The organism is Solwaraspora sp. WMMD1047 (genome assembly GCF_029626155.1).
Lineage (GTDB): Bacteria > Actinomycetota > Actinomycetes > Mycobacteriales > Micromonosporaceae > WMMD1047.
This window is the reverse complement of record NZ_JARUBL010000001.1, coordinates 1,549,758-1,564,551: the sequence shown is the minus strand read 5'-3', so window position 1 is coordinate 1,564,551 and position 14,794 is coordinate 1,549,758. Positions and strand designations below refer to the sequence as shown.

General features: G+C 74.2%; 11 protein-coding genes. 5 read left to right on the top strand and 6 right to left on the bottom strand.

Going from position 1 to position 14,794, the window contains the following annotated elements:
• Positions 1-242: 242 nt before the first annotated feature.
• Together O7627_RS07255 and otsB are read left to right on the top strand one after the other, a co-directional pair.
• Positions 243-1,643 carry a trehalose-6-phosphate synthase gene (locus O7627_RS07255; protein ID WP_278092724.1) on the top strand — a complete coding sequence of 467 codons (1,401 nt, stop codon included), beginning with the start codon at positions 243-245 and terminating at the stop codon, positions 1,641-1,643.
• Positions 1,644-1,675: 32 nt separating this feature from the next.
• Positions 1,676-4,252 carry a trehalose-phosphatase gene (otsB, locus tag O7627_RS07250; protein WP_278098192.1) on the top strand — a complete coding sequence of 859 codons (2,577 nt, stop codon included), beginning with the start codon at positions 1,676-1,678 and terminating at the stop codon, positions 4,250-4,252.
• Here the strand turns inward: otsB and cobA are convergent.
• Positions 4,239-5,495, bottom strand: a complete 1,257-nt coding sequence (gene cobA / locus O7627_RS07245) for a uroporphyrinogen-III C-methyltransferase (RefSeq protein ID WP_278092723.1) — start codon at positions 5,493-5,495, stop codon at positions 4,239-4,241. The genes otsB and cobA overlap by 14 nt on opposite strands.
• Positions 5,492-6,565: a nicotinate-nucleotide--dimethylbenzimidazole phosphoribosyltransferase gene (cobT, locus tag O7627_RS07240; protein ID WP_278098191.1), complete on the bottom strand. Its 1,074-nt coding sequence runs from the start codon at positions 6,563-6,565 to the stop codon at positions 5,492-5,494. Before cobT ends, cobA begins: the two co-directional genes overlap by 4 nt.
• Positions 6,566-6,716: 151 nt before the next feature.
• Between cobT and O7627_RS07235 the strand changes: the two genes are divergently transcribed.
• Positions 6,717-8,879 carry a transglycosylase domain-containing protein gene (locus O7627_RS07235; RefSeq protein WP_278092722.1) on the top strand — a complete coding sequence of 721 codons (2,163 nt, stop codon included), beginning with the start codon at positions 6,717-6,719 and terminating at the stop codon, positions 8,877-8,879.
• 54 nt (positions 8,880-8,933) lie between these two features.
• On the opposite strand, the gene O7627_RS07230 is transcribed toward O7627_RS07235, so the two are convergent.
• Together O7627_RS07230 and O7627_RS07225 are read right to left on the bottom strand one after the other, a co-directional pair.
• Entirely contained in the window at positions 8,934-9,506 is a 573-nt protein-coding gene (locus O7627_RS07230; protein WP_278092721.1) for a GNAT family protein, read from the bottom strand.
• A gap of 4 nt (positions 9,507-9,510) precedes the next feature.
• Positions 9,511-11,202: a cobyrinate a,c-diamide synthase gene (locus O7627_RS07225; RefSeq protein ID WP_278092720.1), complete on the bottom strand. Its 1,692-nt coding sequence runs from the start codon at positions 11,200-11,202 to the stop codon at positions 9,511-9,513.
• Between the two features lie 160 nt (positions 11,203-11,362).
• Between O7627_RS07225 and O7627_RS07220 the strand changes: the two genes are divergently transcribed.
• Positions 11,363-12,214: an SURF1 family protein gene (locus O7627_RS07220; RefSeq protein WP_278092719.1), complete on the top strand. Its 852-nt coding sequence runs from the start codon at positions 11,363-11,365 to the stop codon at positions 12,212-12,214.
• 9 nt (positions 12,215-12,223) lie between these two features.
• Positions 12,224-12,841, top strand: a complete 618-nt coding sequence (locus O7627_RS07215; RefSeq protein ID WP_278092718.1) for a hypothetical protein — start codon at positions 12,224-12,226, stop codon at positions 12,839-12,841.
• 7 nt (positions 12,842-12,848) lie between these two features.
• On the opposite strand, the gene O7627_RS07210 is transcribed toward O7627_RS07215, so the two are convergent.
• Both O7627_RS07210 and O7627_RS07205 read right to left on the bottom strand, forming a co-directional pair.
• The gene (locus O7627_RS07210) at positions 12,849-14,405 is read right to left on the bottom strand and encodes an ATP-dependent DNA ligase (RefSeq protein WP_278092717.1); all 1,557 of its coding nucleotides are present in this window, start codon (positions 14,403-14,405) and stop codon (positions 12,849-12,851) included.
• A gap of 149 nt (positions 14,406-14,554) precedes the next feature.
• On the bottom strand, positions 14,555-14,761 hold the full coding sequence (locus O7627_RS07205; RefSeq protein ID WP_278092716.1) for a hypothetical protein: 207 nt from the start codon (positions 14,759-14,761) through the stop codon (positions 14,555-14,557).
• Between the last annotated feature and the right edge of the window lie 33 nt (positions 14,762-14,794).

The following is a 14,794-nucleotide window of genomic DNA, read 5'->3' as shown; positions in this document are numbered from 1 at the left end:
AGGTGGCTTACGCCACTGTCGATCGCAGCGATGGGCGATCGGTGAGCCACCGCCAATCCTGACAGGTCCGCCGGCGGCCTGCCCACGGCACCCCGACGGCACCTCGACGGGTGCCCAAGGTCACGCCCGGGTTTGCCCGGCCGGCACCGTCGGGCAGTAGGTGTGGGCACGGGCCGCAGCCTGGCTGGCTAGGCTCAGTAGGCTCTGCGGTGGGACCCGCAATGACCGGAGGTGCACGGATCGTGACGGTACGCAGCTCGTTCGTGGTCGTAGCGAATCGGCTACCGGTCGATGAGGTGGTCACGCCGGAGGGCCGGCAGTGGCGCCGCAGCCCCGGTGGTCTGGTGACCGCCCTGCATCCGGTGCTGGTGGCGCACGAGGGGACCTGGGTTGGCTGGGCCGGCGGCGTCGGTGCCGCGCCCGACCCCTTCGAACTGGACGGCATCGGACTGCATCCGGTCCCGCTCAGCGCCGAGGAGTTGGAACGGTACTACGAGGGCCAGTCGAACGCCACCATCTGGCCGCTCTACCACGACGCGGTGGAGACGCCCGCCTACAAGCGCCGCTGGCGGGAGGCGTACCGGCTGGTGAACGCCCGGTTCGCGGAGGCCGCGGCGGACGTCGCGGCCGAGGGTGCGACGGTCTGGGTGCAGGACTACCAGCTCCAGCTCGTCCCGGCGATGCTCCGCGAGCTGCGGCCGGACCTGCGGATCGGTTTCTTCCTGCACATCCCGTTCCCGCCGATCGAGCTGTTCATGCAGATGCCGCTGCGGGCCGAGGTGCTGCGCGGGCTGCTCGGGGCGGACCTGGTCGGTTTCCAGCAGCGGCTGGCGGCGCAGAACTTCGTCCGGCTGGCGCGGCACCTGCTCGGGCTCCGCTACGAGGGCCAGATGATCAAGGTGGACGGGCGGAACGTGAAGGCCGGCGCCTTCCCGATCTCGATCGACGTGGCCGAGATGGAGCGGATGGCGAAGGACGAGAACGTCCAGGCCCGCGCCAAACAGATCCGGGCCGAGTTGGGCGACCCGAAGACGGTGATCCTCGGCGTGGACCGGCTCGACTACACCAAGGGGATCGAGCTACGCCTCAAGGCCTTCCGGGAGCTTCTTGCTGACGGAAAGTTGACAGTTCCCGAGGCGGTTATGGTGCAGGTCGCTACGCCGAGTCGCGAGCGGGTGGAGCACTACCAGGCACTTCGAGTCAAGGTCGAACGCGAAGTTGGTCGGATTAATGGTGAATTCGGCCGGGTCGGCGTGCCGGCGGTCCATTACCTGCACCAGTCGTACAGTCGCAGTGAACTGGCCGCGCTCTACTGCGCGGCCGACGTGATGATGGTGACCCCACTGCGAGACGGGATGAACCTGGTGGCCAAGGAGTACGTCGCGACCCGTGCCGACAGCGGCGGGGCGCTCGTACTCAGTGAGTTCGCCGGCGCCGCGACGGAGCTGCGCCAGGCGTTCCTCTGCAACCCGCACGACCCCGACGGGGTCAAGGACGCGCTGCTGCGCGCCGTGCACGTCGACCAGGTGGAGGCCAAGCGCCGCATGCGCATCATGCAGCGGCACCTGCGCTCCCACGACGTGGACCACTGGGCCCGGTCCTTCCTCAACGAGCTTGGCGTCCCCGAAACGGAGGCGGCGTGAACACCACGGTCCTCGACGCGGATCCCCGCGCGCTGGACTCGATCGACCCGGCCCTGCGGGCCGCCGTAGGGCGTATCGCCCGGGTACCGCAGCTCCTGGTCGCCTGCGACTACGACGGCACCCTGGCGCCGATCGTGGAGGACCCCACCAAGGCCGTTCCGCTGCCCGAGTCGGTGGCCGCCGTACGCGCCCTCGCCGCCCTGCCCCAGACCACCGTCGCGGTGGTCTCCGGCCGGGCGTTGCGCGACCTGGCCACCCTCTCCCGGCTGCCGAGCGAGGTGCACCTGGTCGGCAGCCACGGGTCCGAGTTCGACATCGGCTTCGTCGAACGGCTCTCCCCCGAACTCGTCGAGGTCCGCACCCGGCTGCGCAACGAACTGCGCCAGATCGTCGCCGGCCGGCCCGGGGTCCGGCTGGAGAGCAAGCCGGCCAGCATCGCGGTGCACACCCGCGGCGCCGACCCGCAGATCAGCGCCGAGGTGGTGCAGGCCGTCGAGAGCGGCCCGGCCGCCTGGTCCGACGTCACCGTCACCCGCGGTAAGGAGGTGGTCGAACTCTCGGTGATCCCCACCCACAAGGGGCTCGCCGTCGACCAGCTCCGCACCCAGCTCTCGGCCAGCGCGGTGCTCTTCATCGGCGACGACGTCACCGACGAGAACGCCTTCGGCAACCTCTCCGGGCCGGACGTCGGCATCAAGATCGGCCCCGGCGAGACCAAGGCCGGCTTCCGGGTCGCCGAGCCGATCGAGGCCGCCCGGGTGCTCGGCCTGCTGCTCGACGTCCGCCGCAACTGGCTCTTCGGCGAGCGGGCGGTGCCGATCGAACGGCACTCGATGCTGGCCAACGGGCGTACCGTCGCGCTGGTCACCCCGGAGGGCCGGATCACCTGGCTCTGCCACCCCAAGCCCGACTCGTCGGCGATCTTCGCCGACCTGGTCGGCGGGGCGCCCGCCGGCCACTTCAGCGTCGCCCCCGACCGCGGCGGCCTGCCGCTGGGCCAGCGCTACCGGTCCGGCACGATGACCGTCGAGACCCGCTGGTCCGGGTTGACGGTCACCGACTGGCTGGACCATCCGCTTGTCGACGAGGCGGCGGGGGAGCAGTCCGCCCACTCCGGCGACTCCACCCTGATCCGGGTGCTCACCGGCTCCGGCCGGGTCCGGCTGGACTTCGCGCCGCGGCCCGAGTTCGGTCAGGTCGCCGTCCAGCTCCAGCCGCTCGGCGACGGCCTGCTGGTGCTCGGCTCGAACGAACCGATCGCGCTCTACTCCCCCGGCGTCGAGTGGGAGGTGGTCGCCGACGGCGGCTACGAGGCCGCCCGCGCGGTCGTCGACCTCGCCGCCGCTGGCGGCTCGGTCACCCTGGAGCTGCGGTTCGGCTCGCACAGCCTGGACCACCACCGGGTGCCGGTGCACGACCGGCAGCTCGCCGCCGAACAGCCCTGGCGGGAATGGGTGAACGGGCTCAACCTGCCGATCGCCGCCCGCGACCTGGTGGCCCGTAGCGCGCTCACCCTGCGTGGCCTGGTGCACGAGCCGACCGGCTCGATCCTGGCCGCCGCCACCACCTCGCTGCCGGAGGAGCTGGGCGGGGTCCGCAACTGGGACTACCGCTACTGCTGGCTGCGCGACGCCGCGATGACCGCCCGCGCCCTGGTCGACCTCGGTTCGCTGACCGAGGCCGAGGCGCTGCTGCGCTGGGTGGACGGCTGCGTCGAACGCACCGGCGGACACCCGGAACGGCTGCACCCGCTCTACACCGTGGACGGCTTCGAGCTCGGTGCCGAGGCGGTCATCGACACCCTGCCCGGGTACGCCGGCTCCCGGCCGGTCCGGGTCGGCAACCTCGCCAACCACCAGCTCCAGCTCGACGTCTTCGGGCCGATCGCGGACCTGCTGGCCGCCGTGGTGGACATGCGCGGCTCGGTGCAGGAGACCGAGTGGCGGGTGCTGGAGTCGATGGTCGAGGCGGTCCGCCGCCGCTGGCACGAGCCCGACCACGGCCTCTGGGAGGCCCGGCTGCCACCCCGGCACCACGTCTTCTCCAAGGTGATGTGCTGGCTGACCGTGGACCGGGCGCTGCAGGTGATCGCCCGGCACGGCGGCGGCGAGGAGCGGCCCGAGTGGGTCGGGCTGCGGGACCGGATCGGGCACAACGTCCTGGAGTACGGCTGGCACGCCGGCGCCGGGGCGTACACGGTCGCCTACGGCGACGAGGAGATGGACGCCTCCTCGCTCTGGATCGGCCTCTCCGGGCTGCTGCCGGACGACGACCCGCGCTTCCTGGCCACCGTGCTCAAGGTCGAGGCGGACCTGCGCAGCGGCCCGGTCGTCTACCGGTACCGCTGGGACGACGGCCTGCCCGGCCGGGAGGGCGGCTTCCACATCTGCACGGCCTGGCTGATCGAGGCGTACCTGCGCACCGGGCGGCGGGCCGACGCCGAGGAGCTGTTCCAGCAGATGGTGGACACCGCCGGCCCGACCGGTCTGCTGCCGGAGCAGTACGACCCGATCTCGGAACGCGGGCTGGGCAACCACCCGCAGGCGTACAGCCACCTCGGCCTGATCCGCTGCGCGCTGCTGCTGGACGGCCAGCTCACTGGCGGCTGAGCGCGGTCACCACCTCGCCGACCACCAGGATGGCCGGCGCCCGGATGGTGGCGGTCCTGGCCCGCTCGGCGATCGTGTCGAGGCTGGCCCGGACCGTCCGTTCGGCGCCGGTCGTCCCCTCCTGGACCACGGCGGCCGGCGTGCCGGCCGGCCGGCCGTGTGCCACCAGGGCGGCGGTGATCGCGGCCAGGTTCTTCAGCCCCATCAGCACCACCAGGGTGCCGCGCAGCCGGGCCAGCCCGGCCCAGTCGACGAGCGACTCCGGGTCGCCCGGCGGGACGTGCCCGGAGACCACGGTGAACTCGTGCGCCACCTGGCGGTGGGTGACCGGCACCCCGGCCGCCGCCGGTACCGCGATCGCGCTCGTCACCCCCGGCACCACCAGCACCGGTACGCCCGCCTCGGCGCAGGCCAGCACCTCCTCGCCGCCCCGGCCGAAGACGTACGGGTCGCCACCCTTGAGCCGCACCACCAGCGCCCCGGACCGGGCCCGCTCCACCAGGATCCGGTTGATCTCCTCCTGCGCCCGGGCCGGCCCGTAGGGGATCTTGGCGGCGTCGACCAGCTCGACGTCCGGGCGCAGCTCGTCCAGGAGCAGCCCCGGCACCAGCCGGTCGGCGACCACCACGTCCGCCTCGGCGAGCAGCCGCCGGCCGCGTACGGTGATCAGCTCCGGGTCGCCGGGTCCGGCGCCGACAAGCGCCACCCGGCCGCCGGTTCCGGCCGGTCCCGCCGAGCCGTCGCGCAACGTCCGCCCGGCCGGTGGGACGGGGATGCCGCCGTCGGCCAGCCGGTCGCGGATCGCGTCCCGCACCGCCACCGACCGGTACGGGTCGCCGCCGCCGAGCACCGCCACCGTGACCGGCCCGTGCCGGACCACCGCCGGGGTCCAGGCGGTCGCGGCGGTCCGGTCGTCGGCGCGTACGCAGAACACCCGGCGCTCTTCGGCGGCCGCGCTCACCTCGGCCGCCGCCACCGGATCGTCGATCGCCACCTGGACCAGCCAGCAGTCGTCCAGGTCGGCGGGGGTGAACCGGCGGGCCAGCCAGTGCAGCCGCCCGACGTCGGCGAGCGCCCGCAGGGACGGGGTGAGTTCCGGCGAGACCAGCTCCACCCGGGCGCCGGTGGCCAGCAGGGCCGGCATCCGCCGGGTGGCGACCGCGCCGCCGCCCACCACCAGGACCCGCCGGCCGGCCAGCCGGAGCGCGAGCGGATAGAGGTCGGCGCCCTCCGGCCGGCTCACGGCGACGCCGCCGGGCCGGCAGGGTCCTTCTCGGTGACGCCGGCCGCGTCGAAGGTGGCCACCTCGTGCAGCACCCGGACCGCGCCCGCGACGGCCGGCAGGGCGAGCAGCGCGCCGGTGCCCTCGCCGAGCCGCAGCCCGAGGTCGATCAGGGGGGTCAACCCGAGGTGGCGCAGCCCGACGGTGGCGCCCGGCTCGGCCGACCGGTGGCCGGCGACCATCGCGGCGGTGGCGGCCGGGGCGTAGGCGGTGGCGACGAGCGCGGCCGCGACCGCGCTCACCCCGTCGAGCAGGACCGGGATCCGCCGCGCGGCGCCGCCGAGGATGAGCCCGGCCAGCGCGGCGTGTTCCAGTCCTCCGACGCTGGCCAGCACGCCGGTGGGATCGGTGGGGTCGGGGGTGTGCAGACGCAGCGCGGTCTCGATCACGACGATCTTCCGGGCGTGGGTGGCGTCGTCGATGCCGGTGCCCCGGCCGGTGACCTGCGCGGCGGGCGCCCCGGTGAAGGCGGCGATGAGCGCGGCGGCCGGGGTGGTGTTGGCGATGCCCATGTCCCCGGTGAGCAGGATGGCCGCTCCCGCGTCGATCAGGTCGCCGGCGACCCGGATGCCGACCTCGACGGCGGCGACCGCTTCCTCGCGGGTCAGCGCCGCCTCGCGGGTCAGGTCCCGGGTGCCGGGGCGGATCTTCGCCGCGACCAGTCCGGCGTCGGCGAGCGGGGTGGCCACCCCGACGTCGACCACGGTCACCGAGGCCCCGGTCTGCCGGGCGAAGGCGTTCACCACCGCACCGCCGGCGAGGAAGTTGCCGACCATCTGGGCGGTCACCTCGCGGGGCCAGGGTGTCACGCCCTGGTCGTGCACCCCGTGATCGCCGGCGAAGACGGCCACCGCGGCCGGCTCGGGCAGCGGTGGTGGGCAGGCGCCGGCCAGCCCGGCCAGCCGGACCGAGAGGGTCTCCAGTTCACCGAGGGAGCCGGCCGGCTTGGTCAGCCGGCCGTGCAGCTCGCGGGCGGCGGCCATCGCCGCCTCGTCCGGCGGCTCGATGGCCATGATCGTCGACTCCAGCAACATCATGCCTCCAGGATCTCCGCCGGCCGGGCGCCGAGGGAGCCCGGGGGCAGTCTCCCGGAGGGTGGTCGGCCGGGAGATGGTGGCCCCGGCCCCGCGAGATTCGCGAATCTTCCTCTTGTTTTAACGTGATTTATCATAACTTGGTGGGGTGACCAATCCCACCCTTCGCTTTGCCCATCGCTGGGCGCCCCTGCTCCGCGCCGGCCTGATCGCCGGCGTGGTGGTCGCCGTCGCCGCCTTCCCGATCGTCGCCACCGCCGGTCTGGTCACGAAGGCGGCCGCCGACTCGGTCCAGAAGAAGCCCCGCGACCTGCTCGCCGTCTCCCCGGCGCAGACCACCTACGTGTACGGGGCGGACGGGCGGACCCTGCTGACCATGTTCTACGAGGAGCACCGCAAGTACGTGCCCATCGCGCAGATGTCGCCGTACGTCCAGCAGGCGATCGTGGCCAGCGAGGACGCCCGCTTCTACGAGCACCGGGGGGTGGACGCCAAGGGCATCGCCCGGGCCTTCGTCGCCAACCAGCAGGCCGGCGGGGTCTCCCAGGGTGCCTCGACGCTGACCATGCAGTACGTCCGGATGGCGCTGCGGGACGGCGCACAGAGCCCGCTGGAGGTGCAGCGGGCCACCGAGCAGACCCCGGTCCGCAAGCTGCGGGAGATGCGGATGGCGATGGACCTGGAGAAGGAGGTGACCAAGTCGGAGATCCTGGAGCGCTACCTGAACTCCGCCTACTTCGGCCACCGCGCGTACGGCATCTACGCCGCCTCGGAGATCTTCTTCTCGAAGACCCCGAAGGATCTCACCCCGGTCGAGGCGGCCACCCTCGCCGGCCTGGTGAAGGCCCCGTCGGAGTACGACCCGGCCAGCTCGGACCGGAAGGCGGCCACCGACCGCCGCAACTACGTGCTGCAGCGGATGAACGACATGGGCTACCTGTCACCGGCCGCCACCGCCGCCGCCCAGTCCGAGCCGATCACCCTGAAGCTGACCTCGCCGCCGAACGACTGCATCTCGGTGCCGAAGGAGTACAACAGCTGGGGCTTCTTCTGCGACTACCTGAAGTCCTGGTGGGCCTCCCAGCCCGCGTTCGGCAACACGCCGATGGAACGCGAGGACCGGCTGCGTCGGGGCGGCTACACGATCGTGACCAGTATCGACCCGAAGATCCAGGAGATCGCCGAGAAGCACGTGGCGGCCAAGGAGTCCGACCACAGCCCGTTCGCGCACGGCCTGGTCGTCGTCGAGCCGGGCACCGGCCGGGTCAAGGCGATGGCGGTGAACCGCACCTACGCGCTCGACCAGGACGGCAACGGCGTGCACTCCGACCCCAACAAGCGCGGCCGCCTCAAGGGCAACTACCCGAACACCGTCAACCCGCTGCTCGGCGGCGGGGACCTGCCGGGCTACCAGGCCGGTTCGACGTTCAAGATGTTCACCATGTTGGCCGCCCTGGACGCCGGCATGCCGCTCTCCACGGCGTTCAACTCCCCGTTCCGGATCGTCTCGATCTATCCGGGCGGCGGCGACACCAGCAGCTGCGGCGGCATGTGGTGCCCCTCGAACGCCAGCCCGGCGATGACCGGCCGGCACGCCATGTGGTCGGGCTTCGGGCAGTCGGTGAACACCTACTTCGTACAGCTGATGCAGAAGGTCGGGGCGGACAAGACGGTCGAGATGGCCGAGCGGCTGGGGCTGCGCTGGCGCACCGAGGTGGACCGCCGGCAGGCGTCCCCGGAGAAGCGCAACAGTTGGGGCGCGTTCACCCTCGGCGTCTCGGACGTCAACCCGCTGGAGATGGCGAACGCCTACGCGACGGTGGCCGCCGACGGCCGGTACTGCGAGCCCCTGCCGGTGCTCTCGGTGACCGACCCGAAGGGGCGGCCCATCACGTACCGGGCCGAGACCGGGGACGAGCTCTCCGTCGGCAAGCCCCGCTGCCATCAGGAGGTGAGCGCGGACGCGGCCCGCGCCGCCACCGACGCGGCCCGCTGCCCGGTCGGCGACCGGCCGGTACGCGGCTCCTGCGGCAGCTGGTCGACCGCCGACAGCGTCCGCGGCACCGTGGGCCGCCCGGTGGCCGGCAAGACGGGTACCACGGACAGCACCCGGTCGGCCTGGTTCGTCGCCTACACCCCGGAGCTCGCCGCCGCGAGCTTCCTCTCCGATCCGGACAACCCGCAGAACGCCGTCGGCGACGCCCAGTCCCAGAAGCCGGTCCAGTCGGTCGCGGACACCCTGCGCGACGCCCTCAAGGACCGCCCGGTCCGCCAGTTCTCGGCCCCGTCCGAAGAGATCGCCGGCGGTTGACCCTGATCCGGCGCGGGAGCGGCCCCCGGGAGGGCCGCTCCCACCAGGATCGCCCTACTGCCGGAGGTCGGCCAGGACCAGGGACCAGACCTCCAGGTCGACCCGGCCGCTGTGCACGTAGCCGGCGTTGCGGAGCAGGCCCTCGTAGGTGAAGCCGGCCTTCTCGGCCACCCGCCGGGAGGCGGTGTTGCCCGGCGCCACCCGCAGCTCGACCCGCTGGAAGCCGTGTTCGAGGAGGAGGGCGATGGCCACCGCGTCGACCGCCTCGGCGGCCAGCCCGAAGCCGCGCGCCTGCGGCGCGATCGCGTACGAGACCTCGGTGACCCGGCCGGCCCAGTCGGTCCGCTTGGTCCACAGGCAGCCGACCAGCTCGTCGTCCTCGCGCCGGACCACCCCGTAGTGGTCGCCGCCGCCGCTGTCGCGCCGCTCCTGGGCCATCTCCGTGCACCAGGCGAGCCCGTCGATCTGGCCGGCCTCGCGGGCGAACGGCAACCAGCGCTCGGTCTGCTTGTCGGCGAAGATCTCCGACACCGCGTCGGCGTCGGCCGCGTCGAGCCGCCGCACGTGCATCCGGGGCGTCGACACGGTCAACACCGGGAAACGACGCACCGCGATGTGTCCGCTCACCGGATCAGGTCACCGTCCCGGCCGGCGGGCTGACCGGGACGGGCGCCGTCGCCGGACTGGTCGGACTCGTCGAACCGGCGACCGCGGCCGGCACCGACTCCCCGGCCGACGTACCAGCCCCCGACCCGGTCCTGATCTCCTCGGTGGCGGGCTCCCCCACCGGCACCCCGCCGGACCCCGGCACCCCGCTGGACCCCGCCGAACCGCCGAACCCTGCCGCCGTGCCGGACCCAGGCGCCCCATTCGGTCCGGTCGCCGCCCCGGCCCCGGGTGCGGTCGCGCCCCCGGGCACCGAGGAGGTCGTGGCCGACGCCGGTGAGCCGGTACCGCCGTCGGCGGCGCGGGCGGCGGCGACCAGGCGGGCCGCCATCCACGGTGCGCCGGCCGGGTGCAGGATCAGCTGCGAGGCGTGCACCCGCTGCCAGACGTACCCCTCCGGGACGCCGTCGCCCCAGGTCCAGGCCGGCACCTGACCGGCCCGCGGGTTCAGCACGCCGCGGTGCTGCTTGTAGCCGACCACCCGCTCGCCGCGCCCGGTCACCACGCTGTCGGCGGCGGCGGTCGCCTCCCGGTAGCCGACCACCATCCGGTCCATGCTCAGCCCGACGGTGTCCAGCACCCCGCACATAGGCCGCTTGTCGAACTCCCGGGCCAGCCAGAGCAGCCCGGCGCCCTCGGCGAGGACCGGCCGACCGGTCCGGGCCAGTTCGGCAACCGAGATGCAGAGCCGGCGGTTCGCCGACAGCTCCTCGGCGTACGACTCCGGCAGCGCGCCGCCGACGACGAGCGCCTCGACCCCGGCGGGCAGCACCTCGTCGCGCAGTGGGTCGACGGTCACCAGCTCCGCGCCGGCCGCGGCCAGCAGCTCGGCGGTCTCCGGGTAGCCGTACCGCAGGTCGGTGGTGCCGGCGACGGCGACGACCGGCCGGCGCGCGGCCGGCGCGGCCGGATCGGCGCCGACCGCGACGGCCGGCGACCACGGCTCGGTGGAGAGCCGGGGGGCCGAGCGGGCCAGGGCGAGCAGCCGGTCGAGGTCGACGGTGCCGCCGATGGCCTCCCCGAGCCGGCGGACCGCCCGGCCGGCCTCCGCGCTGCCCTGCATCACCGGGACGACGCCGTGCTGGCGGGACGGCAGGGCGGCCGGCAGGTCACGGCGGCGCAGCGCGCCGAAGACGGGTACGCCGATGTCGTCGAGCGCGTCGCGGAGCAGCTCCTCGTGCCGGTCCGAGGCCACCCGGTTGAGGATGACCCCGCCGAGCCAGAGCATCTCGTCGTAGGCGCGGAAGCCGTGCACCAGGGCGGCCACCGACTGGCCCATGGCGGCCACGTCGACGACCAGCACGACCGGGGTACGCAGCGCACCGGCGACGGCGGCCGTGGAGTCGGCCTCGGGTTGGCCGGCGAGGCTGTCGAACAGGCCCATGGTGCCCTCGACGATCGCCACGTCGGCGCCCGTCGCCCCGTACGCGAAGAGGGGGGCGACCTGCCGCGGGCCGACCAGTCGCGGGTCCAGGTTGCGGCCGGCGCGGCCGGCGGCCAGGCCGAGGTAGGCGGCGTCGGTGTGGTCCGGGCCGACCTTGAAGGCGGCGGTCGCCAGGCCGCGCCCCGCGTACGCGGCCAGCAGGCCGACGGTGATCGCGGTCTTGCCGTGCCCGGAGGACGGGGCGCTCACCAGCACGCGCGGCACGGCGGTCATGGTCGGCTCCTCGGCGCTGTATCGACTGCGCCCGCGAGCGGGCGGGTTGACTGCGCCCGCGGGCGGGCGTGCGCGTGACCATACCGGGCGGCGCGCGCGGCCCGCCGCGATGGTCCGGCCGCCGGTTCGGTGGTGCCGGTCACAGGGGTAGCCTCGGGCCGTGTACCGGTTTCTGCTCACGCCGCGCTGGCTGGGCATCCTCGCCCTGACGCTGGCCGCCGCCGCGGTGATGGTGCAGCTCGGCAACTGGCAGCTGCACCGGTACCAGGAGCGCTCGGCCGTCAACGCCCGGATCGACGCGGCCGGCGACCGGGCGCCGACCCCGCTGCGCGAGGTGCTCGCCGCGCCGGTGGGCGCGGCGGACGCGGTCGGCGAGCCGCCGCCCGCCGACGCGGTCTGGACCCGGGTGACAGCCACCGGCCGGTACGACGAGAGCAACGTGATCCTGGTCCGGGGCCGGACGGTGAACAACCGGGTCGGCTTCGAGGTGGTGACCCCGCTGGTGCTGGCCGACGGCAGCGCGGTCCTGGTGGACCGGGGCTGGGTGCCGCCGGCGGCCGGCGGCGCGCTGGCGCATCCGGAGTTGCCGGCCCCGACCTCCGGCGAGGTGACGGTCGTGGGGCGGGTGCGGCTCGGTGAGAGCCGGGCCCAGGAGGTGACCCGGCGGGACGGCCGGCTGGAGACCCGGCGGATCGCCATCCCCGAGCTGGGCCGGGAGCTTCCCTATCCGGTGTACGGCGGCTATCTGCTCCTCGACGAGCAGGACCCGCCCGCCGATCCGGCCTTCGTGGCGATCCCGCTGCGGCACGAGAACGACTGGCAGAACTTCGGTTACGTGATCCAGTGGTGGCTGTTCGCGGCGATGGCCCTGGTCGGCTTCGGCTGGGTGGCCCGCCGCGAGGCGCACGGCACACCGGTCGGCAAGGCTGCTCGCGCCGCCGCACCGGCTGACCGGGCTGCCGATCCTGCGGGCAGCGGCCTCGGTCCTGCTGATCGGCGTTCACCGGGTTAGGGTGCCGTCATGGGTGAACGTGGCGACAAGGGCGGCAACGCGGAACCAACGTTGCCGTTGCCCGGGGCTGGTGCCACCGGCCAGTTTCCGCCGGCCACCGACCCCTGGTCGGGCGATCCGGTGTTCGGTGGTCCGGCGTTCGGTGACGCGCTCGGTACGCAGACCCCGCCGCCCGACCCGGCCCCGCCTCGGCCGCCGGCGCCCCGGTCCGCCCCGACCAGCCCGACCGCGCCCTATCCGGGGCACCCCGGTGGCCTGACGCCGCCCGGTGGGCCGGAGCCGGTGGTGGCGCGGATCGGTGAGATCTCGGTGACCGCCACGACGGTCCGCACGCCGGCCGGGGAGATCCCGCTGGCGGGCTCGACCTGGCAGGTGGCGGACTACTGGCAGTCCGAGCAGAAGACACCGACCTGGGCGATCGTCGCGGCGATCGTCGGCTTCTGCGTGCTGACCGTGTTCAGCCTGTTCTTCCTGCTGGTCAAGGAGACGATCCACCGGGGCACGGTGCAGGTGACGGTCGGCAACGGCCCGCGGCAGTACGTGGCCCGGATCCCGGTCACCGGTCAGCCGCAGGTCCAGCAGATCCACCAGCAGGTCAACTACGTACGCTCGCTGGCCGCGCGCTGAGCGTCGGTCAGCCGGCCCGGCCGGCGTGCAGGGCGCGGACGGCGTCGATGGTGTCGGCCTCGGCGGCGCTCTTGTCGTCGCGGTAGCGCAGCACCCGGGCGAACCGCAGCGCCATCCCGCCGGGATAGCGGGTGCTGGTCTGCACGCCGTCGAAGGCGATCTCCACCACCTGCTCGGGCCGGACCCGGACCAGCCAGTCGCCGCGCTCGACGGCCAACTCCTGGAACCGTTCGGTCTGCCAGCGCAGCAGCTCGTCGGTGAGCCCCTTGAACGTCTTGCCCAGCATCACGAATCCGCCGGTGGCCGGGTCGCGGGCGCCGAGGTGCAGGTTCGACAGCCAGCCCCGGCGCCGACCGCTGCCCCACTCGACGGCGAGTACCACCAGGTCGAGGGTGTGCCGGGGCTTGACCTTCACCCAGGCGGCGCCCCGCCGGCCGGCGTCGTACGGCGCCTCGGGCGACTTGACGACGATGCCTTCCTGGCCGGCGTCCAGCGCGGCGGAGAAGGCGGCGGACGCCTGCTCCACCGTCTCGACGGTGACCCGGCCGACGAGCAGGTCGGCCGGCGCGGTGGCCGCGAGCGCCGCCCACCGGTCCCGGCCGGGCGCGTCGAGCAGGTCGGCCCCGTCCAGGTGCAGCAGATCGAAGAAGTACGGCGTCAGCCCACCGCCGGCCGCCTCCGCGCCGGCTGTCCCGGCCGCCGCGCGGCGGGCGCCCCGGATGGCGGCCCGGCTGGCGGTCTCCTGAAACGGCCGGGGTCGGCCGGCGGCGTCCAGCAGGATCGCCTCGCCGTCCAAGACCAGTTGCCGGGCCGGCAGGGCGCGGACCGCGGCCACCACCGCCGGCACCCGGCCGGTGATCTCGTCGAGGCTGCGGGTGAAGACCGCGACGTCGGCGCCGGAGCGGTGCACCTGGATCCGGATGCCGTCGAGCTTGTTGTCCACCACGGCGGGCGCGCCGGTCGCGGCCAGGGCCGCCTCGACGGAGGCCGCGCTCTGGGCGAGCATCGGGGCCAGCGGCCGGCCGACCTGGAGGGCGAACCGGTCGAGCGCGGCGGCACCCCCGGTCAGCGCGGCGTGCGCCACCAGCTTCAGGTCGCCAGCCAGCAGCAGCGCCCGCCGGACCGTGCCGGCCGGCACCTCGGCTGCGCGGGCGACCGCGTCGGCCAGCAGGCCGGCCTGGGCGCCCTGCCGCAGTTCGCCGCTGAAGAGCCCGACCAGCAGCCGTTGCTCGTCGAGGGTGGCGGCGGCGAGCAGGGCGTCGAGCAGCCCGCGTCGGCGGGCCTGGGAACCGGCACCGGCGACGGCCGCGATCGCCTCGATGGCGGCGTCGACCTGGGCCACGGTGAGGGTGGGCGACTCGGCGGGCGACGGCCGGTCCCGCAGGCTGGCGTAGCCGACCCCGGTCTGCCGTTGCCGCAACTCGCCGGCGAGGTAGGCGGCGCCCGGCACGATCTCGTCGGGACCGAGCGCCCGCAGCGTCGCGGCCAGCAGGTCGACCTTGGCTCGCCGGCCCGAGGTCGCCGCCACCGCAGCCGAGGTGGCTGCCAGGTCGATGAACCGCATGGCACGATCCTGACAGCCACCCCCGACACAAACACCGGCCTGCCCGGGAACCGTCCGGCCGGGCGGCTCCCCGCCGCGCCCCGCACCCGACGGCCTCTCCTCGGGCGGACCGCTCCTCGTTCCGCCGCCCCGCGCCCGGCGGCCCGCCGTCAGGCCGAAACCGGCTCCTCGATCCGCAGGCCGCGCTCGCGGACCGCGTCGGCGACCCGGGAGAGCAGCGCATCGAGCGCGCAGAGGGCGGCCGACAGGTCGCCCAGTTGATCCTTGAGCGCGTCCTCCGACCACGCGGAGACGTCGACGTCCCCCAGAGCACTGACAGCGGCGTCGAGCCGCGCGATAGCCTCATTCGTACTCATGTTCGAAACTCTAGCGTCCCGGTGCGACACTTC